We start from the raw sequence: 23,522 nt of genomic DNA, 5'->3' as shown, positions 1-23,522 counted from the left end.
GGACAGACTGGTCAACACCGGACAGACTGGATTTGGCGGGACTGGTGGCTCAGTCGACCTTGGTCATCGCCGCCTTGCGCTCATTGGCGATGAGCCATAAATTTCTGACATAGATCACCATGCCCATGGCCTGGCCGGCGATGAACACCGGATCCTCACGCTGGATGGCGTAGACCAGCAGCAGCCCGCCGCCGAACAGCGAGAAGAACCAGAAAGCGATCGGCACGACGCTGCGCTTGGCCTTTTCCGAAGCGATCCACTGCACCAGGAAACGCATGGTGAAGAAGAACTGGGCAACGAAGCCGAGCAGAACCCAGGCGTCGAACTGCTTGACGAAAACCTGGTGCAGCCAGGTCGCCAATTCCTGAAACACGTTAGCCATGCGTGATTTCCTCTACCTTTGGCATTCTGCGGCGCCGGCGCCGAAGCCACCAGACGCCGGCGAGATCGAGCGCGCCCTGCAGGCCGCGATCGAAGATGCCGTAATTCGACTTGCCGTGGCGGCGGGAGCGGTCGACGACGTCGCAATGGACGACGCGGTAGCCTTCCTGGATGACCAGCGCCGGAACGAAACGATGCGTGCCGTCGAAAAACGGCAGTTTGCGCAAAATATCGGTGTGGATGGCCTTCAGGCCGCAACCGGTGTCGCGGGTGTCGTCATGCAGGATCGCGCCGCGCAGCCAGTTGGCGAAACGCGATGCCAATTGCTTGATCTTGCTGTCGCGGCGCTTCAACCGCTGCCCCTGCGCGGCGCCGAAATCGGGCCCTGCCCGACGCAGCGCATCGACCAGCACGGGGATATATTGCGGGTCGTTCTGGCCGTCGCCGTCGATGGTGGCGATTATCGAGCCGCGCGCCGCCCAGGCGCCCGAGCGCACCGAAAGCGACTGGCCGGCGGATTTTTCGTGCCGAAGCTGCCGAAGCGGAAACGGACGTGTGGCGGCTTCAGCGGCAAGCACCGAAGCGGTGTCGTCAGTCGAACCGTCATTGACAACGATGATTTCGAAGTCGCGCCCGGTCATCGCCGCCTCGATCTCGTCGATCAGCAGCGGCAGGTTCGCCGCCTCGTTGCGGCAGGGAATGACGATGGATATCAATGCGTCCGGCATATCGCGTCGGGCTCTGTCACAAGATATGGCATTCGGTGGATGCCGTGCGGTGCCGTTCCAGCGGATCGAACCCGTTGGCGCGGCGCCTCATTACGCCAGCCGACAGGATGAAGCAAGCATGCGCGGCAGTGCAGAATAGGCTGTCCATGCCGGCGCAAAATCGGAAACCACTTTTGCTTGACGCGCTTGGATGCTAAACGCCCGCGTTCAGGCCATGCCGGGCCGTTCGGACCCGGCGCTTTCAGGAAGAAACAATGCCCGCCTTCAAGTCCGATTTCCTGCGCGTCATGAGCGAGCGCGGCTTCATCCACCAGATTTCGGATGAGACCGGGCTGGATCAACTTTTCGCGAAGGAAACCGTGACCGCCTATGTCGGCTACGACGCCACGGCGACCAGCCTGCACATCGGCAATCTGATATCGGCGACCATGCTCTACTGGATGCAGGAGACCGGCCACCGGCCGATCGCACTGATGGGCGGCGGCACCTCGATGATCGGCGACCCGTCCTTCCGTGACGACCAGCGCAGCCTTTTGACGCCCGAGGCGATCGCCACCAACATCGAAGGCATCAAGCGAATTTTTGGCCGCATCCTGCGCTTCGGCGACACTGGCAACGACGCCATCATGGTCAACAATGCCGACTGGCTGATGAAGCTCAACTATGTCGAGTTCCTGCGCGATGTCGGCCGCCACTTTTCGGTCAACCGGATGCTGACCTTCGACAGCGTCAGGCTGCGGCTCGAGCGCGAACAGTCGCTGTCCTTCCTCGAATTCAACTACATGATCCTGCAAGGCTATGATTTCGTCGAGCTCAGCCGCCGCCACGACTGCCGGCTGCAGATGGGCGGTTCGGACCAGTGGGGCAACATCATCAACGGCGTCGATCTCGGCCACCGCATGGGCACGCCGCAGCTTTATGCGCTGACCACGCCGCTGCTGACGACATCGTCGGGCGCCAAGATGGGCAAATCGGCCAAGGGCGCGGTGTGGCTGAACGGCGACCTCTTCTCGCCCTATGATTTCTGGCAATACTGGCGCAACACCGAGGATGCCGACGTCGAGCGCTTCCTGAAGATCTTCACCCGGCTGCCGCTTTCGGAGATCGCGCGGTTGGCCGCCCTTGGCGGCTCGGAGATCAACGAGGCCAAGAAGGTGCTGGCCACAGAAACCACGGCCATCGTGCACGGCCGCGAGGCGGCGCTCGCGGCCGAGGAAACCGCGCGCAAGACGTTCGAGGAAGGCGTGACGGCCGAAACCCTGCCGAGCGTCGAGGTGGATGGCGCAGCGCTGGAAGCTGGCATCGGCATCCTGTCGCTGCTGGTCACCGCGGGCCTTGCCGGGTCGAACGGCGAGGCGCGCCGGCATATCCAGGGCGGCGCCGTGCGCCTCAACGACCAGCCGGTGGCGGACGACCGGCGGATGGTGACGCCTCAGGATTTGAGTCCGGAAAACGTCGCAAAGCTTTCAGTGGGCAAGAAAAAGCACGTGCTTGTGCGGCCTGCCTGAGCCGTCTTCTGGGATCCTCAGCGATACTCGAAGATCGACCGGAAAATGCCCGGCGCGATTACCGATAGCGGGTTGATGTCCAGCACCGGCTTGTTGGCGTTGCCCTTAAGCCGGTAGGTGACGCCGATCAGCCCGCGGTCGCGGCCATTGCCGAGCAGCGCGCCGACCAGCGGCAGTTCGCCAAAGATGCGGTTGAGGCCATAGGCCGGCATGAAGGTGCCGGTCATGTCCATATTGTTGTTCTGGTCGTAGAGCGTGCCTTGGAAGGTGGTGCCGATGCGCGGGCCGCGCAGCACGCCGTTGGCCAGCTTCAGGTAACCGCTGCCCTTGTCGATCTCGGTAAAGCCGCGCTCGAACTTTACCCGCGAAGTGTCGATCTTGCCCTTGACCGCTTCGTTCAGGCTGCGGCTGTCGCCGGTTGGCGTGGTCGAGACGATCGAGGCGAGCTTCGGTTCATTGACGATGAAGAAGTTGCTCGAATCGACCTGTCCACGCATCGGGCCGTCGGCTGCGCCGCTGAGCGCCAGCGTGATCGATCCGCCTTCCATATGCTCGTAGATGTTGAGGAAGCGCAATATGGCGCCTGCGTCGGCCGACTTCATGGTGAGCGCGCGAGCACCATTGCCTGCCGTATTGCTGATGGTGATGGCGGCGCCGGAACTTGCCGCGGCGCTGACCTTGAGCCTGTTCACCCTGGCGCCGGCGGCACTGTAGTCGAGCTTCAAATTGGACAGGACCTCGTCATGGAACCCGGTTAGCGAATTGACGTCGGCGCTGACCGAAACCGCGTCCGTGCCGGTGGTTTTGGTGGCGGTATCGACATCGGAGGTGAACTGCTTGATCAGCGAGCGGGCATCGAGCGCGTTGCCGCTGACATCGACTGCGAAGCCCTTGCCCGACCGCTTCACCGTCACGGCGACATCGTCGCCCCGGTTCAAGGCGACTTTGCTGAAGCGGGCCGAAGACAGCGCGCCCTTGACCAGGACGACATCGCCTTCGACCGAAAAGCTCTTTCCGTCGAGGTCGAAGTCGGACAGCGTCGTGGTATCGCCGGACTTGCTCATGGTAAAAGTGGCATTGGCGGGAATGCCCGGCCCCTTGCTCCAGCCTGCCCAGGGAATGTCCAGCCTGGCGCTCGTCAGGTCGACGTCGACGTTCTGGCTGCCGCCTTCGCCGCTCTTGTCGATTGCCACCTTGATGGTGCCGGAAATCAGCGGCGACAGGCCAGGCATGGCGATGGCGCGCGTCTTGTCGTCGAGCACAAGCGCCACCTTGCGGCTGCGCGGCGGCCCGCCATCCCTGAGCGGCTCAACCAGATCGAGCTCGGCTGGAATGCCGTTCAGCCGCGCCTTGGCAGAGATCACCGCCTTGCCGGGCCCGACTTCGATCGAGCCGTCGGCATCGGTCACCATCTGGCCTTCGAACGGCTTGGCGAGCGACAGGTCCTTGTAGTCGAGCGATACCAGCCAATCGAGCTTCGACGTGTCGACGCCGGATTGCAACGGAATGTCGGCCTTGACGTGGCCGGTCACCGTGCCCGACAGGTCGTCCGGCAAGATGCCGACATGGCGCATGGCGTTGATCGGTTCGTAGGAGGCAAGTTCGGCGATGGCCGGCGCCTCGCCGGCGACGTCGATGTCGAGCGCGCCGATCACCGGCGGGTGGTTTGCCGCCTTTACCGACAGTGTGCCATTGCTTGCCGCCACGGTGCGGCCGCTCGGCATATAGACGCTGCCCGACGACAGCGCGACGTCGACATCGTTGCCGTGGAAGGAAACGACGCCGACGGCATCGCGTATCGGCGGGATGCGGCCGGCGGTGTCGAAACGCGAGCCCTCGACCTGGAAGCGGCCGAACACCTCGTCGGCCGAAAGCGGCACGCCGTTGCCGAGACGCCCCGGCACGACCTGGAACTGCAGGCTGGCATCGACGACGCGGCCGCCAAACAGGTTCTGCAGCACCCACAGCCGCGCGTTCTTGGCCGAGAACCAGGGCCACAATTGCTTGACGTGCGAGACCGCCATGTCGTGGACGTTGAGCGACACCGAGATACCCGGCGGTCCGTTGTCGATGAAGGAAACCGCAGCGGTTCCCAGCACTTCGCTCCCCGATCCCGACCTGATGCCGATCTGGTCGGCGACAAGCTTGCGGCTCTTGATCTGATAGACGCCGGCGATGCGGGCGAAGAAATTCAGCGCCGGCTCGGGCGATTCCGAAGGCGCCAGCGTCGAGCCGTCGCTGGTCAGGTCGTAACGATAGGAAGGCTCCTCGCCGGCCGCGCCGGTCGACGGCTTTGGCCCGATCGAGCCGGCGAAATTGAACGCCGAGCGCCCGGTCTTTAGAACCAGCCTGCCGACATCGATCTTGTTGGAGCCGGAGACAAGGGCGGCGTCGACATCGACATCGGCCGGCAACAGCCCGCGTGTGCCGAGGTCGAGCACCGAGCCGGTTAGCGACAGCGAGCCCGTCAGCCGCGAATCGGTCTCGCCCGAGCCTTCGGATCCCGTGAGCTTCAAAGCCATCGCGCCGGTTCGCCCGCCGGCCGCCGGCGTTGTCTCCGCGACATCCGCCATGTCGATGGCGGCGTTCAAGGCGGTAACGCGCATCGAGCTCGTATCGCGGGTGGCGGTGGCCGTGACGGTGAGCGCGCGGCCATCGACATCCGCCTCGGACGAGAACTCCATGCTGCCGGGGCCTGACTGCAGCACCGTGGCGTTGGCGATCGTGACCAGCTTGACCGATCCGGCCTCGGGCAGCTCGAACGCGACATTTTTGAGATCGATGCGGCGCATCGAATCCTCGCGCACGGCATCGAGTGCACGATTGACGTCACTGAAGACGACGGCGGCCAGTTTTTCCGGATCGATGAGACCGTCTTGATTGCGCAGGCGCGCTATCCAGTCACCACCCGACGGCATTGCCGCGGTGACGATATGGGCGTCGGAAATCCTGGCGCTGGTCAGCCGAACCTCGCCCGAAAGCAGCGGGACCAGCCGGATGCCGAAGCGGACGCGCCCGGCATCGGCCATCGGCTTGCCGTCGGCCGTCTCGACGCTGACATCCTTGACCTGCAGCGCAATGAAGCTCGATCCGTCAAGTGTCAGGCTGGCAGGACCGACGGCGACTTTGACGTCGAAACCGGCCAGTTTCTCGATCGCCGTTTCGGCTTCCAACCGCAGCCGTTCGCTGCCGATGCCGGTGGCGCCGATGACGTAGACGGCGGCCGCCGCCAGCAGCACAAGGGCTCCAATGCCGGCAAACAGCCGGGCAAGGATGCGAAAGCCGCGGCCGATCCGTGCCTTGCCGAGCGGCGGCACGCGGCAAGCGGACGGGAAAGCCCCCAGGTCGGTGATCTCGTCACGCCTGAACCGGATTTTCTCGTGCTGCGGTTCTTCCTGATCCACGCAATTTTCCGTTGTGCGAATTCGATCGTGGACGAATCCCCGCCCGACACTATAACGACGCAGGCTAGAGCATGATGCCGAAAAGTGTGAGGCGGTTTTCTCGGACAAACGGTTTCCGTTTGTCCAGACATCATGCTCTATCTCTTTGATTTAGGGCCGCCTAACCTCAAACAAGGGCATCGATATGGCTGATCTCGACGTTGGCGACGTTGCGCCGCAATTCGATCTTCCGCGCGACGGCGGCGGCTCGATCAGCCTTGCCTCGATGCGGGGGAAGCCCGTTGTACTTTATTTCTATCCGCAGGACGACACCACAAGTTGTACCAATGAGGCGATCAGCTTTTCGCAGCTGAAGCCGGAGTTCGAAAAGGCCGGCGCCGTGGTGATCGGCCTGTCGCCGGACAGCGTGAAGAAGCACGACAAGTTCAAAACCAAATACGATCTCACCGTCGACCTGGTTGCCGACGAGGAGCGCAAGGTGATCGAGGCTTACAATCTGTGGGTCGAAAAGACGATGTATGGCCGCAACTATATGGGCGTCGAGCGGGCGACGTTCCTGATCGGCAAGGACGGGCGGATCGCCGGGATCTGGCGCAAGGTCCGGGTGAAAGGCCATGCCGAAGCAGTGCTGGAGGCGGTCCGCGCGCTCTGAGGCGCCACCGATCTGGCCAACGCCGCGCAGTGCATTAGGGGCATAAGACATATATGCGGTTGGCTGACACCGTTGGTCACTAGCGCGCCCGCGAACGGCAAAACTTTGTTAACCCTAATAATGTGTAATCGGGCTTCGTTGGTGTCGTAACGAAAGCTTGGTCCCGTGAACCTAACCGGTCAGTCAGCGGTCTTCGGCAGGCGCAAGGAGCCGCATACGGTCATCATTGCGCGGGGCAATGAAATACGACATTTCACCATCCGGCCGTGGCTCGTCGCCTTTCTCGGCTCGGCACTGGCGGCGATCGCCATCGGCTATCTCTTGGCGACCTCCTATCTCGTGCTGCGCGACGATCTGATCGGCGCCACCACGGCCCGGCAGGCGCGCATGCAGCAGGCCTATGAGGATCGCATCTCGGCGCTTCGCGCGCAGGTCGACCGCATCACCAGCCGCCAGCTTCTCGACCAGAAACTGATGGAGACCAAGGTCAGCGAATTGATCGAGCGGCAGAGCCAGCTCAGCCAGCGCCATGGCCGCCTCGGCCCGATTCTCGAGCGGGCCGAAAACGAGGTCGGGACGCCGCCAACCGCTGATGCCGCAGCGACAACAAAACCCGACGAACATGCCGAACTGACTGGCGGCGAGCCACTCGCCTATTCGGTCGCCAGCCTTGGTTCGGGCGACACCAGGCCATTCTCGCTGTGGTCGACACGTTCCGATCCGCTGCCCAGCGAAACGGCTGCGGACCGTGCCGACAAATTGTTCGTCTCGATCAATGATTCACTGAAGGCTATCGAAAGCCAGCAACTCACCCGCATCGAAACCCTGGCCGACAACGCCTACAAGAACGCCGATGCCATCACCCAGGCGCTGGAAGCGGCCGGTCTGCCGGTCGACAGTGATTTCGGCAAAAACGAAAGCGATGTCGGCGGACCGCTGATCCCGCTTGACAGCTCGATGATGTTCGACAGCAAGGTCAAGGAACTGGACGAGGCGCTGGATACGCTCGACCAGTTGAAGAAAGAGGCGCGGCGGCTGCCGCTCGCCAACCCGGCGCCGGGCCACTCCGTCACCAGCCCGTTCGGCGTGCGCACTGACCCCATCCTCGGCACCGCTGCCCTGCACTCGGGCATGGATTTCCGCGCGCCGGTCGGCATGGCAGCCAAGGTCACGGCGGCCGGAATCGTTACCAAGGCCGGCTGGAACGGCGGCTATGGCCGCATGGTCGAGGTCGATCACGGCAACGGCTTTGCCACGCGCTACGGCCATCTGAGCGAGATCGACGTTGCCGTCGGCCAAAAACTCGCAGCCGGCGACATCATTGGCAAAACCGGCAGCAGCGGCCGTTCGACCGGCCCGCACCTGCACTACGAAGTCCGCCACAATGGCGAGGCCATCGACCCGCTGCGCTTCCTGACCGTCGGCAAGAAGGTCGAGCAGTATCTGTAGGGTCAAGCCAGGCGGCTGGTTGCACGCCCCCGCCTCCTTCACCCGTTGTACCATCCTGTTGTTTGGCAATCCGACATCGCGTGCTCCGGCGTCACGTTCTGGAGCCTGCGGCTGCCGCGCGCTTTGCCGATGCTGTTCTCATCGCTGAGGATTGCCTCGGCCACCGCCGTGATCGGCGCCATTGTCGGCGAATGGATCGGCTCCGACCAAGGACTTGGCGCGCTGATCGTCCAGGCGTCCTTCAACTACCAGTCGGACCGCCTCTACGCGGCGATCGTGCTGTCATCGGGCCTGTCGATCGTCCTGTTTTGTCTTGTGGTGCTGATCGAGCGCCGGACGATCCAATATTGAGCAGATGCGTCAGGCGGGTCGCGGTGGCGTCCGTCGTGGCTGACCGGTCAGGATTTGACATGGATGTCTCGCGGGAATTTGGTCAGCGTCTCATGGCCGGTCTCGGTCACCAGAATGGTCTCGCTGATCTCGATGCCCCAGCCATCCATCCACATGCCAAGAATGGAGTGCAGGACGTTGCCGGGTTGCAGCGCGGTCTTGTCGCCGGGCCGCAGGCTGATCGTGTGCTCGCCCCAATCCGGGGGATAAGCGACGCCGATGGAGTAGCCGATGCGCGATTCCTTCTTCAGCCCGTAGCGCTGGATAACCTTGCGCCATGCGGCCTCGACCGCTTCGGCTGTGGTCCCGGGCCTGACCGCGTCGAGCACCGCATCCATGCCTTCGATCACCGCCTTTGCGGTGTCGGCGACACGGGCCGGCGTCTTGCCGAGCTGCATCGTTCGGGCGAGGCCTGCGGCATAGCGGCGGCAGACACCGGCAAGTTCGAGCGCAATCGTTTCGTCCTTGCCGAAGCGCCGATCGCTCCACATGATGTGCGGAGCCGATGCATTCTCGCCGCCGAGGATGGTCGGCGGCAGTGCCGTGATGTCGCCGGCGAAGTCTGGACTGCCGGCAATCTGCGCCGCCTGGATCGCGGCAATCGCATCGCATTCGCGCACGCCTGGCGCGATGACTTCGAAGGCCCGCGAAACCGCCGATTCGGCAAGTGTCGACGCCTTGCGCAGATAAGCAATTTCGGGCGCGGATTTGACGGCGCGGATCCAGTTCACCAGCAGATCGGCGTCGTGCCATTTCGCATTGGGCAGGCCGGCGACGAGCCGGGCATGCGCCTTCGGCGAGAAATAATAGGCTTCGAGCTCGATGCCGATATGTCTCGCGCCCCAGCCCTTGGCGACGATGCAGGCCGCTATCCAGTCCATCGGATGGCGATCGGCGCGCTGCACGTGGTCCTCGGGGAAGCCGACCACATTCTCCGGCTTCATCCAGGCCGTCAGCAAGCCGCCTGCCGCATCCATGGCGCGGCCGATCCAGACCGGCTCGGCCTCGTTTTCGATCGGGACAAGCACGATCTGCGGCGTGTAGAACGACCAGCCGTCATAGCCGGTGATGTAATGCTGGTTGGCGACATCGTTGACGACCAGCAGTTCCAGCCCACGCGTCGCCATCTCGGCGCGGATCTTCTTGAGCCGCCGCTGGTACTCATCGCGCGCAAAAGGCAATTCGATCATCGGTTTTCCTGCTGGATCACTGGTCGGGCGAGCCCCGCGCCCGCCTGACGTCATTCACCATTGCGGTGGTTTCAGCCCGGCTGCAATCGGCCAGCGCGGCGCATGGGACAGGTCCTGCACCGCGTCTGGGAACCATTCCGAATTATTTTTGAATTCCATTTGACTGAATAAATTGCCTATGCAAGTCTTAGCCTTCCTAAAGGGCGCGGGACATGGCACTGCGGGGAACCAATCAGGAGTTCGGGCGGCCTTACAACCGGCGCATCGTGCTGGAGTCCATCCGCCTTCACGGTCCCATAGCTCGCGGCGACATTGCCGGCCGCGTTGGCCTCACCGTCCAGACCGTATCGACCATCGTTCGCGAACTCGAAGAGCATGGCTATGTGCTGTCGCTGCGCGAAGAGCCGCGCGGACGCGGGTTGCCGCCGGCGACGCTCAGGATCAACCCCGAGGGCGGCTATGCCGTCGGCGTCCACCTCACCCCGCTGGGGATCGACGCGGCGCTCATCAATCTCAGCGGCGATGTCATCGAGAGCATGCATCGCGAGGCGCCGCATGCGATGCCCGACCATGCCTTCGAGCTGATCGGCGCGATGGTGCCCGAGTTGACCGCGCTGCGGCCCGGCGGGCGCGTGCTCGGCATCGGCATGGCGCTGCCTGGACCGTTCGGCGTGGAGTCGATGAGCTTCGTCGGCCCGACGACCATGGCCGGCTGGAAGGATGTCGCGCTGCCGGAACGGCTGGCGGCGTCGACCGGGCTGCCGGCCTTCTTCGAAACCGACATGGCGGCGGCGGCCATGGGCGAACGGCTTTACGGTCTCGGCTCCGGTTATTCCGAATACTACTACCTCTATTTCGGCGTCGGCCTCGGCGGCGTCATCGTGCATGACGGCGCGGTGATGCGCGGCGCCTGGGGCAATGCCGGCGAAATCGGACACATCCCTGCCGTTCCCGGTGGCGAGCCTTGCCCATGCGGTAACAGCGGCTGCCTCGAACGGTATCTCTCGCTCGAAGCACGTCGCCGCCGCAACATCAGCGACGCCGCTTGGGTGGCCGAGATCGCGCCGATCTTCCGCAACGCCATCGTCACCATCGAGAATGTGTTCGACCCGGAAACCGTCATCCTCGGCGGGCTTGCGCCCACCGACCTGCTCGAAAAGCTGGTCGGCACGGCGGGACAGCTTCCCAATTCGGTCTCGGCGCGGCGCGACCGCAAGACACCGCGCGTGACGGTGGCGACCGGCGGCAAGCATTCGGTGCTGCGCGGCGCTGCCGCATTAGCCGTTTCGGGCGTGCTGTCGCCGCGCTTCGGCCAGATGTTCATTGCCGAGCGCGAGCGCCGGTCCGACCTCATGCACAGCAAGGGAGTGGCGGCATGACCGAACCGCTGCTGGTACTCGAAAACGTCACCAAGAATTACGGCGCCATTCATGCGCTGAGGGGCATCAGCTTCTCGATCGGCAAGGGCGAAGTCGTGGCGCTGCTCGGTGACAATGGCGCCGGCAAGTCGACGCTGGTCAAGATCATCGCCGGCGGCCTCGAACCCAGTTCCGGCCGCATGCTGTTCGAGGGCAAGGAGTTTCTGGCGAAGACGCCGGCCGAGGCCAAGGCTGCCGGCATCGAGACCGTCTACCAGGACCTGTCGCTCTGCACCAATGTCGACGTCGTCGCCAATTTCTTCATGGGCCGCGAAATCACTCGCAAGGTTCTCGGTGTCCCCATCCTCGACGAGCGCGCCATGGAGGCCGTCGTCGGCAAGGCGCTGGCAAGTGCCGGCACCCGCATCCCGTCGCTGCGCACCAATGTCGAGCATCTCTCGGGCGGCCAACGCCAGGCCATCGAGCTCAACCGCTTCGTGCACTGGGGCGGCAAGCTTGTGCTGCTTGACGAGCCGTTCGCGGCCCTCGGCGTCGAGCAGACGCGGCGCGGTCTCGAGATGATCCGCCAGGTGGCCAACCAGGGCATCGGCGTCGTCATCATCACCCACATCATGCAACAGGCTTTTCAGGTCGCCGACCGGATCGTGGTGATCCGGCAAGGCGTCGTGGCCGGCGATGTCGCGCGCAACAAAACAAGTCCCGATGCGGTGATCAACATGATCACCGGTGAGACGCTTGCCGGTGCCGGACCGGCAGGTTGAGGGACAAAAGAGGGGTCCGGTATAAAAGAGGAGCGAACGACATGAAGCGAATACTGGTTCTTGTCTTCGGTATCCTGGCACTGGCTCTTGCCTCGCTCACGCCGGCAATGTCCCAGACCAAGGGCACCGTCTATTATATGGTCCCGACCCTGCTCGATGAATTCCAGACCGGCTCGGTGAGCGCGCTGGAGCTGTTCCTCAAGCAGGTCGGCTATGAGGTGAAAACACTCAACGCCGACAACAAGACCGACGCGCAGCAATCGCAGATGAACGACGTCATTGCGCTGAAGCCGGCGGCGATCATCCTGGCCGCCGTCGATTTCAACGCGCTGAAGCCGTCCATCGAAGCGGCGCGCGCCGCCGGCATCCCGGTGGTCGAGTTCGACCGCCAGATCACCTCGACCCCGTCCGATTTCACCTCGGTGGCGGGCACGGTCGAGATCGGCTACGTCGCCGCCGAGCAGGCGCAAAAGCTTCTGACCGCCAAGAACGGTTCGGTGAAGGGCAAGATCCTGCAGGTGCTCGGCGATCCCGGCGATCCCTACACGCTCGACATCCAGAAGGGTTTCGAGGAGAAGTTGAAGGCGTTTCCTGACGTCAAGATCATCTCGCTGCCGGCCATGCAATGGGAAGCCAGCAACGCCGGCACGATCGTTGCCGACCAGATGCTCGCCAACCCCGACATCGACCTGATCTTCAGCCATGCCGCGCACCTGTCGGTCGCAGCCGTCGCCTCGCTCGAGGCCGCCGGCAAGAAGCCGGGCGACGTCATGCTGATGAGCTCGAACGGCGCTCCGGTCGGTCTCGACCTGATCCGCAAGGGCTGGCTCAATGTCGAAGTCGAGCAACCGCTCTATGCGCAGGCCGCGGCCGTCGCCATGTTCATGGACAAGATCGCCGGCAAGCAGGAAATCAAGCCTGGCGAGTATGACGTGCTCGGCTTGAAGTCGACCGTGACCAAGGAGAGCTGGGGCCCCAACATCAAGATCCCGGGCGCCGCCATCACCAAGGAAAACGTCGACAATCCGGCCTTCTGGGGCAACCAGAAGCCGCCGACGGACACGATCAAGTCTGTCGAATAGTCGCCTAGCGAAGCGCTCCGGGCCATTGCGGCCCGGAGCCTGCCCATTCACGACGCCGCGACCCAGGACGCCGTGGCGAACCTAAACCCGCGCCTGAACCCGACGAAATCGAGTTGATTTCTCAGCCTGATTTTCTCGGGGGCGCCAACCGGATCAGCCCATGAACCCGCGCAGCCGCAAAGCCCTGGAGTTCGTCCTCGACAACCTCGTCTGGTTCATGCTGATCTTTGTGCTGGTTGTCTTTTCCGTCTTCGTCCCCAACTACTTCCAGCTCGGCATCTTCGCCAACATCATCGAAGCCTCGAGCGTGCTCGGCGTGATGTCGATCGGCCTGTCGCTGGTCATCATTGCCGGCCATATGGACCTGTCGGTGGAATCGGTGGCCGCACTCAGCGCCATGGCGGTCGGCATCCTGTTCTGCTCGTCGGGCATCGGCATGGGCATACAGCTCAATCCGCAATGGCTGATGGTTCCGGTTTCGCTGCTGGTTGCGCTGGCCGTCGGCGGCCTCATCGGCGCCTTCAACGGCTATCTCGTGGTCAAGGTGAAGATGAGCGCCTTTATCATTACGCTGGCGTCCTACATCTGGGTGCGCGGCCTGGTGCTGGTGATTTCCGGCGGCCGCTCGGCACAGGATCTGGCGCCGGCCATCCGCTGGTTCGGCATCCAGCGAATGGCCGGCCTGCCGCTGACCGCCTGGATCGCCGTCGCCTGTTTCGTCCTGTTCTCGCTGATCATGGCCAAGACGCCGTTCGGCCGCCACCTCGTGATGATCGGCGGCAACGAGACCGCGACCTTCCGCGCCGGCATCCGCGTCAACCGCAATCTGATCATCGCCTTCGTACTGGCCGGCGCCATTGCCGGCCTCGCCGGCTGGCTGCTCGCCATCCGCACCTCGGGCGCCACCGCCAATCTCGGCACCGGGCTGCTGTTCAACGCCTTTGCCGCCGTCGTCATCGGCGGCGTCAGCCTGAAAGGCGGTGTCGGCACCTTGCCCGGCGTCTATGCCGGCGTGCTGCTGCTCTCCTCCATCAACACGGCAATCAACCTGATGGGCCTGCCGGCCAATTTCACCCAGGTGATCCATGGCCTGCTGGTGCTCGCCGCCGTGCTGCTCGACGCCTTCAAGCAAACCATTCGCCAAAGACTCGCATGACAGGACAGCTCACATGACCGGACGGCTGCAAGACAAGGTCGCGCTTATCGTCGGCAGCGCGCGCGGCATCGGCAAGGGCATTGCGCTGCGCTTTGCCGAGGAAGGCGCAAGGCTGGTCCTGGCCGACAGCGAGGCCGAAGCCGGCCAGGCGACCGCGGACGAGCTCGGCGCGGATTTCATTCGCACCGACATTTCGCAAATTGCCGACGCAGAAGCCGCGGTTGCGCTGGCGCTGAGCCGCCACGGCCGCCTCGACATCGTCGTGCAGAATGCCGGCATCTATCCCTGGCAGCTCATCGAAAATACCAGCCCGGACGATTGGGACCGGGTGATGGCGGTCAATCTGCGCGGCACGTTCAACGCCACGCTGGCAGCGCTGGCGCCGATGAAGGCGCAGCATTACGGGCGCATGCTCTACACCTCGTCGATCACCGGTCCGCACGTCACCAGCCCCGGCCACGGCCACTATGCCGCCAGCAAGGCCGGCATCAACGGCTTCATCCGCTCGGCGGCGCTGGAATTTTCGGGCTACGGCATCACCGTCAACGGCGTCGAGCCCGGCAACATCCTGACCGAAGCGATCGAGCTGCATCGCGGCGCCGCCTACATCAAGAACATGGAGGATTCGATCCCGCTCGGACGCCTCGGCAGTCCGCGCGACGTCGCCAACGCCTTCCTGTTCCTCGCCTCCGACGATGCCAGCTACATCACCGGCACCACCATCGTCGTCGACGGCGGCCAGTTGCTGCCCGAAGGCAAGGATTTCCGGCTGCTGCCGCCGTGATCAGCCGGATTTCTTGTACAGCAGCAACTCAGGCCGGTACTCGAAGTGCATGGTGTCGTAGTGATACCAGCGCCCGCCCCAGATGAAGCCGTTTTTCTCGAACAATTCCACGATTTCCAGCGGAATCCGGTTCTTGAAGGGAATGTGGGCCTTCGGGTTGGTTTTGTTCCTGTTGTTGTACCAATAGTCGGAGAAGCCGACATTGATATCGAAGGCCGCTCCGAACGAGTGAACGCTCAACCGGTCGGTGCCGGCGATCGGCCGCCAGACAAAGCCGCCGCCGGGCTTGAGCCCGTAACGGCTCAGCTCCGCGGGCATCGCCTCAAGCGCAGCGGAGACCTTGCCCAGCCGGTCGTTGATGCCGAAAATCCTGGTGACCTGCACGGTCTTCTTGCCGAGCTTCGGCAACCATTTGACGTTGGCGATGTGCTTGCCCACCTCGGCGGCACTTGCCCCGTAGAGCTTCTCGAAGAAAGGTTCATTGCGGATACGGCCGGGATCGAAATCCTCCGCCGGGACCAGCGCGCCCTCGGCTGCTCTGGGATAGACGTAGCGAAACATGTCTTCGATGTCGGGGCTCTCAAGCAGCGCGTCGGCGTCGCGCGCCTTGCCGTCGTCCCACATCATCGTGGTGCCGTCGGTCCAGGACAGCACATTGCCCGAGATGGTGAAAAGTCCGGGATAGGCCTTGAGCAAGGCAGCCTTGGCGGCCGGCTGGTCGACGCCGTCGCCCGCATTCCCTGCATAGGCGAAGCGTCCAGTGCCGACGATTGCCAATGCGAACAGCAACCGCAGCATCAGGCGCCCTGGATGATCCATCATTGTCCTGCCTTCCCGGAGGGCTTTCGTTCATCGTGTATTTAACAAGGCTGCTGTACCATGCTGGTCGAATCGAACGGGAGACAAATCGTGTCAAAAACCTTCAATGCTTTGATCCGGATGACGTTTACATTCATCTGCCTGGTCGGCCTGGCCTCGTCCGTCTCTATTCTTTTTCCAGCCACCGCATCCGCCCAGCGGATGCAGCGATGCGCCGACGAAGGCGAAATCTGCCGCCTGCCCTACCCCTCGGAAGTGGTCTACGGCGCGCGCGGGCAGACCACTTCGCGCTTCATCGATCGTCGTGCCGTGCCGTGTACGAATCGCGTCTTTGGCGACCCGGCGCCCGGCCGCGACAAGGCTTGCTATATCGTGAGGCGCGGCGGCGGTGACGACTATGGCGACAACAACGACGATGACAATTACGGTGATGACGACTACGGCCAGGGCGGCGGCAGATGGGTGGCCTGCGCCTCGGAGGGGCGGTTCTGCGAGTTCCGTGGCCGCAAACTGGTGAGATACGGGGCGCGTGGCCAGTACGTCCAGGGCGTATTCAGGAACGGCGTCACATGCAGCGTCGACGCCTTTGGCGAGGATCCCATCCGCCGCGTGAAGAAGAACTGCTACGTCAAGCGATAGGTTGCACTGGGAAAGAAGTGCGGGTGCGGCTCATTGCGGCCGCGCCCGGCATTCGAGATATGGTCGGCCGGGATATGGTGGGCGATGACGGGCTCGAACCGCCGACATCTTCGGTGTAAACGAAGCGCTCACTCCCTGTAGGTCTCGTCACTCGGTCTCATTACTCTCGTAAAATCAAAGACATAGCTCTCACCCTCTTTGGCCAAAAGCTGCCGGATCGGTTGCTGTCACAGCACAGTCACACCGGAGCTAAAAATGGCTACTCTTCGCAAGCGTAACGGCAGATGGCAAGTCCAAGTCAGACGCCAAGGTTTTCCTACTCAATCTCGTTCATTTATGTCCAAGGCAGACGCCAACGAATGGGCCAGGACGATTGAGCGTCAGCACGACAGGCATGAGCTAGGTCCCGACCGAAAAGCCTTGAAGGCGATGACCCTTGCTGCCCTAGTCACCCGCTACAGAGATGAGGTCGTCCCCAAAAAGCGTGGTTCGGTTGTCGAGACAATCCTCCTGAACCGCTTCCTTCGCTACCCGATCTGCCAGAAGACCCTGAACGACCTAACCACGGCTGATTTTGCCGCCTACCGGGATCAGCGGTTGAAGGAACCTAAGCACCGATCAGACAAGCCGGTTACTCCGAAGTCGTTGAAACGTGAGCTTTCTCCCCTCTCCCATATGTTCCGCCATGCCGTTGTTGAATGGGAAATCCCTGTCAGGAACCCTCTCGACGGGTTGAAGCTCAAGGTGATCGACAACAAGCGGGAAAGGAGGCTCCAATCGGGTGAACTCGAAAGGCTTCTGGATGCGACGACGAAAGGGAGGAACAAGCTTGTCGCTCCTATCATTCTGTTCGCCATAGAGACGGCCATGAGGCGCGGCGAGATACTCTCGATCCAGTTCCGCCACGTCGATTTCGAACGCCTCTCCTTGGTCATCCCTGAGTCCAAGAGCGGCTATTCGAGGGTCATCCCACTGACACCGAGGGCTATTGCAATCTTAAAGGCTGTTCGATCCGAAGACGCCAAGCCCGCCGACTTTGCCTTTCCTGTCACGCCAGTAGCTATGAGGCTCCAATGGGACAGACTGACGGCACGGGCCAAAGTAGATGGTCTAAACTTTCACGACCTTCGGCACGAAGCCATCTCCAGACTTTTCGAACTCGGCCTGACAGTCCCGGAGGTCGCATCCATATCCGGTCACAGAACGCTTGCTCAGCTGATGCGTTACTCCCATGCAAATGAGTGGGCAGTGAGAATGAAGCTGTTCGCGCCGCATAAGATGGAAGTTGCCCTGCTAAATCGGTCCGCCACCCGGGAACTTCACAGGGAGAACTCCGAATCGCCCCTTGGACCCTGACGAATACGAAAATGGTCTTGCCTTTGCCAAGGGCTAGTCCTTTTTGGGATCTGGCAAGACCGCCCGCGTCGATTTTATTATCACTTTTCCAAGTTCCGAAGCGCGAAACCTTTGCGCCTCAATCCTCCTTACAGGGATACCCAGCTTAGCAGACAGCCACTGCTTTTCTTCAATTTCTAGCGGCATATAATATGTGTATATGTGAATTGCAACACGCAACAAATGCAAGATAGCACTATTCTCACCATATTTCTTGATACACGTCTCGATATCGGACCGACTTATCTTACCAGTGCTATACAGCCGCGCGATAACCAATACGCTTGTAAAATTGAACGGCCCCTTTGTATCGCCTGTGTCCGGCTCATAATCGTCCACAAGTTTCTCTAGCGCCCGGATTGCGTGTGAATTACTCAAATACCGAGCTAGCCCCGCCTGAGACAAATATACAGACCAGAATGCGAATATTCTTCGCACCTTGCGCAACTTGTCCTCGACGGAATGATCTCCTACTATTGCCGCATCAACGTCGCGAGCAGTGCTTTCGTCATCATGAATCAATATTGTGGCAATCGCGTGATTCAGTGCCGCATAGCGACCGCTAGCCTGAACCATGTTCGTGATACAGTTTAACAGAACATCCGCACTAAATGTTCCCGCTCTGGTGGCCAATATCTGCCCAAGTACCGAGTGGGTACGAAGTAGGGCGTTCACACTGCGCATATACGAATCAGCATCTATCTCGGGATTGCTGATCTCTTCGACCAACTCAGAGTCAGCGATATTTGAGTTTAGAAATGGCAACGTATACTGAGCAACCACCTTCATCGCGTCACCGATTATATCGTTGATCTTTTCCTTCAGTATCTCCAACCGGTTTTTATCAATATTTTCGGGAAGGTAGATAATAATCTTCTCATCGGAAACAATACCCAGCATCAATTCACGTACTTCGTCCGTTAGCTCCCAGGACTCCGCCTTAGAAAAGAGTCCCTTTAAGGTATCGACAAGACACGACAAGACAAGGTCGTCGCTAGAAAAGTATGCGATAAATATTGCGATATTAGCGTACTTTTTATGAAATATGTTCTTTGTGCATCTTGAAACAAATCTAGAATATTCGCCCGCGTTCTCCTTTGCCAGTTCACGCGCCACGTACCTCGCGCACAGGAAAAACCAGAGGTACTCCTCACGAAATTCATACTCAAGACTTTCGTCGTCATATGTTAAAAAGGAGGCTAGGGCCATCTTCTTAAGTGAAGCTTTGGAAGATAAGTATTTTTTCTCGAACGTCGCCAAAACATCATCAAACACTTCAGACGGAACAGACTTAGATTCGTTGTGAAAAAACGATCTGTAAGCCACGTGGGACAAGAAGTTCTTAGCCTCATCAAACGTTTGCCAGTCTATTCCGGCTCTTTGTAATCGATTTGTGACAAGAGTATCGTAACAAGAGGCAAAGGACGAAATAGCTATGTCACCTCCTGCAGCGGTCTCCATAAGCTCTAGAAATGTTACGGCAGAGTACGCGGACTTTTCGATTTCTGACTGATCAAATATCAGCTGAAGCTTTTCGTAGGCAGATAAAACCTCACGATCATCGATTAAAGCGCCTTGCGGCGATCCGATACCTTTCCATTTGACAACCAAGTTATAAATCTTGTCATTCGCCAACTGATTTATGTTGAATACCTGCGGGTCCGGCAATTCATCAGAGGTGAACAGCACAGAGGTCGCGCTAGTAAACGAATACAATATTACGCGCTGAAAGCCGTTTGATAGCTTAATGATGATCGATTCTTTTATACGATCGGGGAGCGTGCACTCATCAAAGTCGTCTATTACTACAGAAAACCTTTTCGAAGGGAAGCTCACCGCACCGTATTGTGCTGCAATGCAGCTTTCTACCAATTTCGCTATATCCGCGTTTTTGATCGACCTGCCCTTAACGAGTACGGCTGGCTGTTGGCTGCTGTCGAGATATGTCTGCGTTTTCTTGGCAAGAAGAGACTTACCAGACCGGTCCCCACCCGTGATTATATTGATCTGGTTGCTGATTACAGTCTGAGCAAATTGCTCGAAACTCGTCATCTGCTCTTTTTCATTCTCGTGATATATATCCGGATCAACAAATACCAAGCGTTCGTCAAACTCTGCTGCAAGAGGGTGACGAATAAACTCAATCGTAAAAAGTTTCTTGATATAGGCGTCTGTTAAACTAGGTGGCTCAAGCTTTTTTTTACGTTTTCGAGAAGGACCTTTAGTCCCTCGACGACGCTAAGCCAGGGACCATCGCGCTCTTGAGATTCTGAACGACTGCCAGCGTTCCGGGTAATGGCTTTGCCGTCCCGGGGCAAGCCGTTGTAGTCCTTGAGCCCGCCGACATCCCAGTCACAATCTCTGACTACCACGGGTACGATTTCAGCGTCTCCCAGCTGTTGCCGCGCCCGAGCAATTTCATATTCTTTATGGAAGCAATAATCTGAGCTCAGAAAGCTGGGACTCACCAGGAAAAGAAAAATCTCTGCGGTATTGACCTTCCCGTCTATCGCTTCGTTCAACATTCCGCCGGGTGGAATGAGCCGGTCGTGCCAGATATTGATGAAGCCATTTCGCTTTAACGCGGAAAGATGATCGATAAGCTCGTTCTTCAACCATTCATCGGCATGGCTGTAGGATATGAAAACCGTTGGCGACGTCATCGAGTCCTCCGCATGAACGGTTGAAACTATGCTCTTCCGACCGTCAACTCAATGATGTTGCCAATTTTCTGCCCAAGGAGCGCCGCCGAGAACCTTGGCCTTCGGGTAGAAGGGGCCGGATAACTGCGACGTACCCTAACTCTGGCGACTATCCCGCAAGCATTTTTTGACTGAGCGCTAAGCGCTGCCTGCGCTCTATGGCGCGCGCCCTGAACGCCTCGATATCGGACCAGCGGACACTTAGCCACCTTATGCGGGGCTCATCCTGTTTGCCTTAGAGACGGCTATGAGGCGGGCGAGATGCCTATTTGCTGCAGTTCCCACATCGACTTTTAACGGCTGTCGTTCATCCCTGAGTCAAAAGAGCGGCTATTCGAGGGTGATCCCGCTGACAGCAAGAGCGGTAGCGATCCCTAGAGGCTCTACGCCCAGAGGATGCCAAGCCCTCCGAGTTGGCGTTTCCTATCACTCCGGCGGCCCTACGGCTCCAATGGCCAGGCTGACGGGTAGAGCCGGATCGATGGTCTGAATTTCCACGATCTGAGACACGAAGCGATTTCTCGTCTGTTCGAACTCGGGTTGACTGTACCGGAGGTCGCCTTGATATCGGGTCACAGGACACTCGCTCGATTGATGAGGTACAGCCATGCCAGTCAGGAAGCTGTCAGAGCCAAGCTGTTAGGCGAGCGTCCAAGCCTTCCGAGAGTGAACCACATCGCCGCCCGGACCCAAGGGCTGCTAAGCGCCTAATTTGACTCGATTTCCTACCCAGAAAAGCATCCATCGGATTACCTAGGCCCTTGATCCGTCTTGGGCCTTTTCTTTGGGTCACCTATCCATCAGTGGCGTGATATGGAAATCTTATGCGGACTCAGGGCTTAACATGACAACCACCGAAACCGAACTAACAACAATCATTGATCGTTTTCGCGAGGTGTTTAAGGCATGTGACAGCTTTACCATCGTGGGTGGTTATCCAACTTGCGCACCAACTTTCAAGCGTTTGTCTATCGAAGCCACTGCCATCATTGAGCATCATTTCGGACCCATTAACAATTTTTCTCAACACCTTTGGCCGGCGATGCAAATGAACGAGAAAGGGTATCTGGGCCGAGAGGTAAGGCCAGTGGCTCATGAGGCCGCTCAAGTTATCCAAGCAGCTATCAACCATATTCGCCGGGGCCCGCTATTGGGGGGTAATCCGAGCACAAATCCAAAGCACACCTATGTAGATGTCAGCACAATCGCGGTGCTCGCGTCTCTAGTCGATCCTCGTTTTGACCTTTCCCGCCTTGTCCAGATGTGTCGAGAATTGAATGTCGCCCATCAACAAGAATCCAACATATCCGTAGTCATGTTGGTTCGCGCCGTTATGGATCACATCCCGCCCATCTTTGGAAAGGCTACGTTCGCGGAGGTCGCCAACTCCCGTCCTAAATCACTGAAAGAGACGCTTCTGCCATTGGAAAGCATCCGCAAAATTGCCGACACGTTCCATCACCAACATATTCGCAAGAAGGAGACTGTTCCGACAGCAACCGCCGTGAATGCGAGCAACGCTGTTGAGAGCCTTCTACAAGAGATAATCAGAACGATCCGAGAACTAGGTACCTAGTTGATACTCTTTTCACGCCTGCCCTACAAAACGCCCTTCTAGTCACCTCACCGGGACCGCCGCAATTGCAGTTCGAATTCACAAACCCGCAAACTGAAGTCGAGAAATTCTTGGGCGGGCATTTTTCCATCAATGCTTTTGGACGAATCAATCCAGGCGACAGTGCTAGATTTCTTGATTTTCTAGACCGGGTGTCGCCCCCTCCTCGCATCACTGTTTACATCGACTCCACCGGCGGCGACCCTGAAGAAGCGATGGAGATGGGCCGGATGATCCGAAATGGATGGTTCGGAACAGCCATCGGCAAGTATGTTCTTGGTCATGATCCAAACTTTACGCTCATGATCCCCCGTCGGCATATCCCAGGCTCCTGCTTAAGTGCAGCGACATTGATGTATATCGGCGGACGACTCAGGTATTTTTCAAAAGGTTCACAGTTTGGCGTTCACCAATTTTCATTTAAAAATCCAATGGCCTTATCAGAGGGCAAATCTCAAATCCTCTCCGCAAAGATGGCAAAGTATGTCTTCGAGATGGGAGTTTCTCCTGAATTCCTTGAGGTTTCATCTTCAACGTTAAGCGAACACATTAACATACTTAGCGAGGGTGATCTTGAGAGAATGAACGTTGTCACCGGAGGCGACACCGGTGTGACATGGACGGTACATGCGCTGGAGGGATCAATATACGTCAGGGGCGAGAGAGATTCTTTCTACGGTCATCATAAAGTCATGCTATCGCATGTTAAATCCACTGGGTTTGCAATGTGGGCGGTTATAGAAGCGCAAGGAAGGGAAGACGAATTACAGAATTTCCCCGTCGTCGAAATAACGCTCAACAACGATGATGCGCAAACGATTGATATTTCAGACCGATCACTGAGGTTTGTGAATAATATATATGTCATAGTGTACGCGAATATTACGAAGGACGAAGCACGCCAAATCGCCATTTCAAAGAGTTTTGGTTGTCAGATAAGAGGCTCAAAAGAGGCCGAAATCTTTTTTGGGATAGCACCGATGCCGACAGAAGGCGGTGAAGTCCAACTCAATTCGTTGTACTCAATGTTTGCTGACTGAATGTGCGCCTAAGGATTGCCGCAATCGAGCCGTCTAATCAATGACGGCCACCACTGGCACTCAACGTCCTCCCCCATGCGAGCGGATTTGACGAGCCAGCCGGATACCGCACCTTCATAGTTTTGCAATGACGCAACTCGCCAACGACCTTGGCGGCAGGAAGGACGTATTCGAATGGGTACCGTCATAGACCTTTTCAAAGGCTCTCGCTCCATCTCGCACTCGAAGATGCTTCCGCCTGACGACCCGGATTTGAGGTTGATTCAACTCGTTGATGAAAGCCGAAGGCTCAAGGTACGCATTTGCGAACTCCACAGATTGATTGAAAGGGAGATGTCGGCATCAGAAGACTAACAACGCCGCCTTGAATGTAGAGCGCCGGGCGGGGATAAACCTTATATAGCGCAATGGCTTGCAAGGTTTGATCGAAGTATATCTTCTTATAGCC

20 protein-coding genes and 1 pseudogene are annotated in these 23,522 nt (G+C 59.4%); 14 read left to right on the top strand and 7 right to left on the bottom strand.

What is annotated here, in order from left to right; all coding sequences use genetic code 11:
- Positions 1 to 49 precede the first annotated feature (49 nt).
- The gene (locus NLY44_RS05670) at positions 50 to 382 is read right to left on the bottom strand and encodes a lipid-A-disaccharide synthase N-terminal domain-containing protein (RefSeq protein WP_023669132.1); all 333 of its coding nucleotides are present in this window, start codon (positions 380 to 382) and stop codon (positions 50 to 52) included.
- Positions 375 to 1,109 (bottom strand): glycosyltransferase family 2 protein, encoded by a 735-nt coding sequence (locus NLY44_RS05665; protein WP_023694104.1) that lies wholly within the window; start codon positions 1,107 to 1,109, stop codon positions 375 to 377. The genes NLY44_RS05670 and NLY44_RS05665 overlap by 8 nt, the downstream gene beginning before the upstream one ends.
- 254 nt (positions 1,110 to 1,363) lie before the next feature.
- Here NLY44_RS05665 and tyrS point away from each other — a divergent pair, with 254 nt between their 5' ends.
- On the top strand, positions 1,364 to 2,617 hold the full coding sequence (gene tyrS, locus NLY44_RS05660; RefSeq protein WP_023669134.1) for a tyrosine--tRNA ligase: 1,254 nt from the start codon (positions 1,364 to 1,366) through the stop codon (positions 2,615 to 2,617).
- A 17-nt stretch (positions 2,618 to 2,634) separates the two neighbouring features.
- Here tyrS and NLY44_RS05655 read toward each other — a convergent pair whose 3' ends face one another.
- Entirely contained in the window at positions 2,635 to 6,021 is a 3,387-nt protein-coding gene (locus NLY44_RS05655) for a DUF3971 domain-containing protein (protein ID WP_023806460.1), read from the bottom strand.
- A gap of 184 nt (positions 6,022 to 6,205) precedes the next feature.
- Here NLY44_RS05655 and NLY44_RS05650 point away from each other — a divergent pair, with 184 nt between their 5' ends.
- The 3 genes and pseudogenes from NLY44_RS05650 to NLY44_RS05640 form a co-directional block, all read left to right on the top strand.
- Positions 6,206 to 6,673 (top strand): peroxiredoxin, encoded by a 468-nt coding sequence (locus NLY44_RS05650; protein WP_023706427.1) that lies wholly within the window; start codon positions 6,206 to 6,208, stop codon positions 6,671 to 6,673.
- 165 nt (positions 6,674 to 6,838) lie between these two features.
- Entirely contained in the window at positions 6,839 to 8,122 is a 1,284-nt protein-coding gene (locus NLY44_RS05645; protein ID WP_023690221.1) for a M23 family metallopeptidase, read from the top strand.
- Between the two features lie 93 nt (positions 8,123 to 8,215).
- Positions 8,216 to 8,473: pseudogene (locus NLY44_RS05640) on the top strand (ABC transporter permease); the annotation flags it as partial.
- A gap of 47 nt (positions 8,474 to 8,520) precedes the next feature.
- On the opposite strand, the gene NLY44_RS05635 reads toward NLY44_RS05640, so the two are convergent.
- Entirely contained in the window at positions 8,521 to 9,702 is a 1,182-nt protein-coding gene (locus NLY44_RS05635) for a M24 family metallopeptidase (RefSeq protein WP_023806459.1), read from the bottom strand.
- 212 nt (positions 9,703 to 9,914) lie between these two features.
- Here NLY44_RS05635 and NLY44_RS05630 point away from each other — a divergent pair, with 212 nt between their 5' ends.
- The 5 genes from NLY44_RS05630 (at position 9,915) to NLY44_RS05610 (ending at position 14,864) form a co-directional block, all read left to right on the top strand.
- Positions 9,915 to 11,081 carry an ROK family transcriptional regulator gene (locus NLY44_RS05630; RefSeq protein WP_023806458.1) on the top strand — a complete coding sequence of 389 codons (1,167 nt, stop codon included), beginning with the start codon at positions 9,915 to 9,917 and terminating at the stop codon, positions 11,079 to 11,081.
- On the top strand, positions 11,078 to 11,842 hold the full coding sequence (locus NLY44_RS05625; protein WP_023669142.1) for an ATP-binding cassette domain-containing protein: 765 nt from the start codon (positions 11,078 to 11,080) through the stop codon (positions 11,840 to 11,842). Before NLY44_RS05630 ends, NLY44_RS05625 begins: the two co-directional genes overlap by 4 nt.
- Positions 11,843 to 11,883: 41 nt before the next feature.
- Positions 11,884 to 12,924: a sugar ABC transporter substrate-binding protein gene (locus NLY44_RS05620; protein WP_023684845.1), complete on the top strand. Its 1,041-nt coding sequence runs from the start codon at positions 11,884 to 11,886 to the stop codon at positions 12,922 to 12,924.
- A gap of 160 nt (positions 12,925 to 13,084) precedes the next feature.
- A complete protein-coding gene (locus NLY44_RS05615) occupies positions 13,085 to 14,080 on the top strand; it encodes an ABC transporter permease (RefSeq protein ID WP_023690226.1) in 996 nt (331 codons plus the stop codon).
- Positions 14,081 to 14,093: 13 nt separating this feature from the next.
- Positions 14,094 to 14,864, top strand: a complete 771-nt coding sequence (locus tag NLY44_RS05610) for an SDR family oxidoreductase (RefSeq protein ID WP_023806457.1) — start codon at positions 14,094 to 14,096, stop codon at positions 14,862 to 14,864.
- Here the strand turns inward: NLY44_RS05610 and NLY44_RS05605 are convergent, their stop codons facing one another.
- Positions 14,865 to 15,686 (bottom strand): M15 family metallopeptidase, encoded by an 822-nt coding sequence (locus NLY44_RS05605; RefSeq protein ID WP_156941057.1) that lies wholly within the window; start codon positions 15,684 to 15,686, stop codon positions 14,865 to 14,867.
- Positions 15,687 to 15,743: 57 nt separating this feature from the next.
- On the opposite strand from NLY44_RS05605, the gene NLY44_RS05600 reads away from it, so the two are divergent.
- Both NLY44_RS05600 and NLY44_RS05595 read left to right on the top strand, forming a co-directional pair.
- Positions 15,744 to 16,322, top strand: coding sequence for a hypothetical protein (locus tag NLY44_RS05600; RefSeq protein WP_245260457.1), 579 nt, complete (start codon positions 15,744 to 15,746; stop codon positions 16,320 to 16,322).
- Between the two features lie 336 nt (positions 16,323 to 16,658).
- Positions 16,659 to 17,678 (top strand): site-specific integrase, encoded by a 1,020-nt coding sequence (locus tag NLY44_RS05595; protein ID WP_245263860.1) that lies wholly within the window; start codon positions 16,659 to 16,661, stop codon positions 17,676 to 17,678.
- Positions 17,679 to 17,711: 33 nt separating this feature from the next.
- On the opposite strand, the gene NLY44_RS05590 is transcribed toward NLY44_RS05595, so the two are convergent.
- Both NLY44_RS05590 and NLY44_RS05585 read right to left on the bottom strand, forming a co-directional pair.
- Positions 17,712 to 19,817: an NACHT domain-containing protein gene (locus NLY44_RS05590; RefSeq protein WP_286456786.1), complete on the bottom strand. Its 2,106-nt coding sequence runs from the start codon at positions 19,815 to 19,817 to the stop codon at positions 17,712 to 17,714.
- A gap of 74 nt (positions 19,818 to 19,891) precedes the next feature.
- Positions 19,892 to 20,380, bottom strand: coding sequence for a toll/interleukin-1 receptor domain-containing protein (locus NLY44_RS05585; protein WP_286456785.1), 489 nt, complete (start codon positions 20,378 to 20,380; stop codon positions 19,892 to 19,894).
- A gap of 579 nt (positions 20,381 to 20,959) precedes the next feature.
- Here NLY44_RS05585 and NLY44_RS32925 point away from each other — a divergent pair.
- The 3 genes from NLY44_RS32925 (at position 20,960) to NLY44_RS05575 (ending at position 23,074) form a co-directional block, all read left to right on the top strand.
- On the top strand, positions 20,960 to 21,130 hold the full coding sequence (locus NLY44_RS32925; RefSeq protein ID WP_348524393.1) for a hypothetical protein: 171 nt from the start codon (positions 20,960 to 20,962) through the stop codon (positions 21,128 to 21,130).
- A 133-nt stretch (positions 21,131 to 21,263) separates the two neighbouring features.
- The gene (locus NLY44_RS05580) at positions 21,264 to 21,995 is read left to right on the top strand and encodes a hypothetical protein (protein WP_156941056.1); all 732 of its coding nucleotides are present in this window, start codon (positions 21,264 to 21,266) and stop codon (positions 21,993 to 21,995) included.
- Between the two features lie 65 nt (positions 21,996 to 22,060).
- Positions 22,061 to 23,074, top strand: coding sequence for a COG3904 family protein (locus NLY44_RS05575; RefSeq protein ID WP_245263859.1), 1,014 nt, complete (start codon positions 22,061 to 22,063; stop codon positions 23,072 to 23,074).
- Positions 23,075 to 23,522 lie beyond the last annotated feature (448 nt).

Source organism: Mesorhizobium sp. C089B, from assembly GCF_030323125.1.
Taxonomy (GTDB): Bacteria; Pseudomonadota; Alphaproteobacteria; order Rhizobiales; family Rhizobiaceae; genus Mesorhizobium.
Note: the sequence above shows the minus strand (reverse complement) of the source record. Positions and strands in the feature narration are given on the sequence as shown.

What these genes read in the sequence shown, in the direction of transcription:
- NLY44_RS05670 (WP_023669132.1), bottom strand. Translation starts at nt 382, where the DNA reads ATGGCTAACGTGTTTCAGGAATTGGCGACCTGGCTGCACCAGGTTTTC.
- NLY44_RS05665 (WP_023694104.1), bottom strand. Translation starts at nt 1,109, where the DNA reads ATGCCGGACGCATTGATATCCATCGTCATTCCCTGCCGCAACGAGGCG.
- tyrS (WP_023669134.1), top strand. Translation starts at nt 1,364, where the DNA reads ATGCCCGCCTTCAAGTCCGATTTCCTGCGCGTCATGAGCGAGCGCGGC.
- NLY44_RS05650 (WP_023706427.1), top strand. Translation starts at nt 6,206, where the DNA reads ATGGCTGATCTCGACGTTGGCGACGTTGCGCCGCAATTCGATCTTCCG.
- NLY44_RS05635 (WP_023806459.1), bottom strand. Translation starts at nt 9,702, where the DNA reads ATGATCGAATTGCCTTTTGCGCGCGATGAGTACCAGCGGCGGCTCAAG.
- NLY44_RS05630 (WP_023806458.1), top strand. Translation starts at nt 9,915, where the DNA reads ATGGCACTGCGGGGAACCAATCAGGAGTTCGGGCGGCCTTACAACCGG.
- NLY44_RS05625 (WP_023669142.1), top strand. Translation starts at nt 11,078, where the DNA reads ATGACCGAACCGCTGCTGGTACTCGAAAACGTCACCAAGAATTACGGC.
- NLY44_RS05620 (WP_023684845.1), top strand. Translation starts at nt 11,884, where the DNA reads ATGAAGCGAATACTGGTTCTTGTCTTCGGTATCCTGGCACTGGCTCTT.
- NLY44_RS05615 (WP_023690226.1), top strand. Translation starts at nt 13,085, where the DNA reads ATGAACCCGCGCAGCCGCAAAGCCCTGGAGTTCGTCCTCGACAACCTC.
- NLY44_RS05610 (WP_023806457.1), top strand. Translation starts at nt 14,094, where the DNA reads ATGACCGGACGGCTGCAAGACAAGGTCGCGCTTATCGTCGGCAGCGCG.
- NLY44_RS05605 (WP_156941057.1), bottom strand. Translation starts at nt 15,686, where the DNA reads ATGATGGATCATCCAGGGCGCCTGATGCTGCGGTTGCTGTTCGCATTG.
- NLY44_RS05600 (WP_245260457.1), top strand. Translation starts at nt 15,744, where the DNA reads ATGCTGGTCGAATCGAACGGGAGACAAATCGTGTCAAAAACCTTCAAT.
- NLY44_RS05595 (WP_245263860.1), top strand. Translation starts at nt 16,659, where the DNA reads ATGTCCAAGGCAGACGCCAACGAATGGGCCAGGACGATTGAGCGTCAG.
- NLY44_RS05585 (WP_286456785.1), bottom strand. Translation starts at nt 20,380, where the DNA reads ATGACGTCGCCAACGGTTTTCATATCCTACAGCCATGCCGATGAATGG.
- NLY44_RS05580 (WP_156941056.1), top strand. Translation starts at nt 21,264, where the DNA reads ATGACAACCACCGAAACCGAACTAACAACAATCATTGATCGTTTTCGC.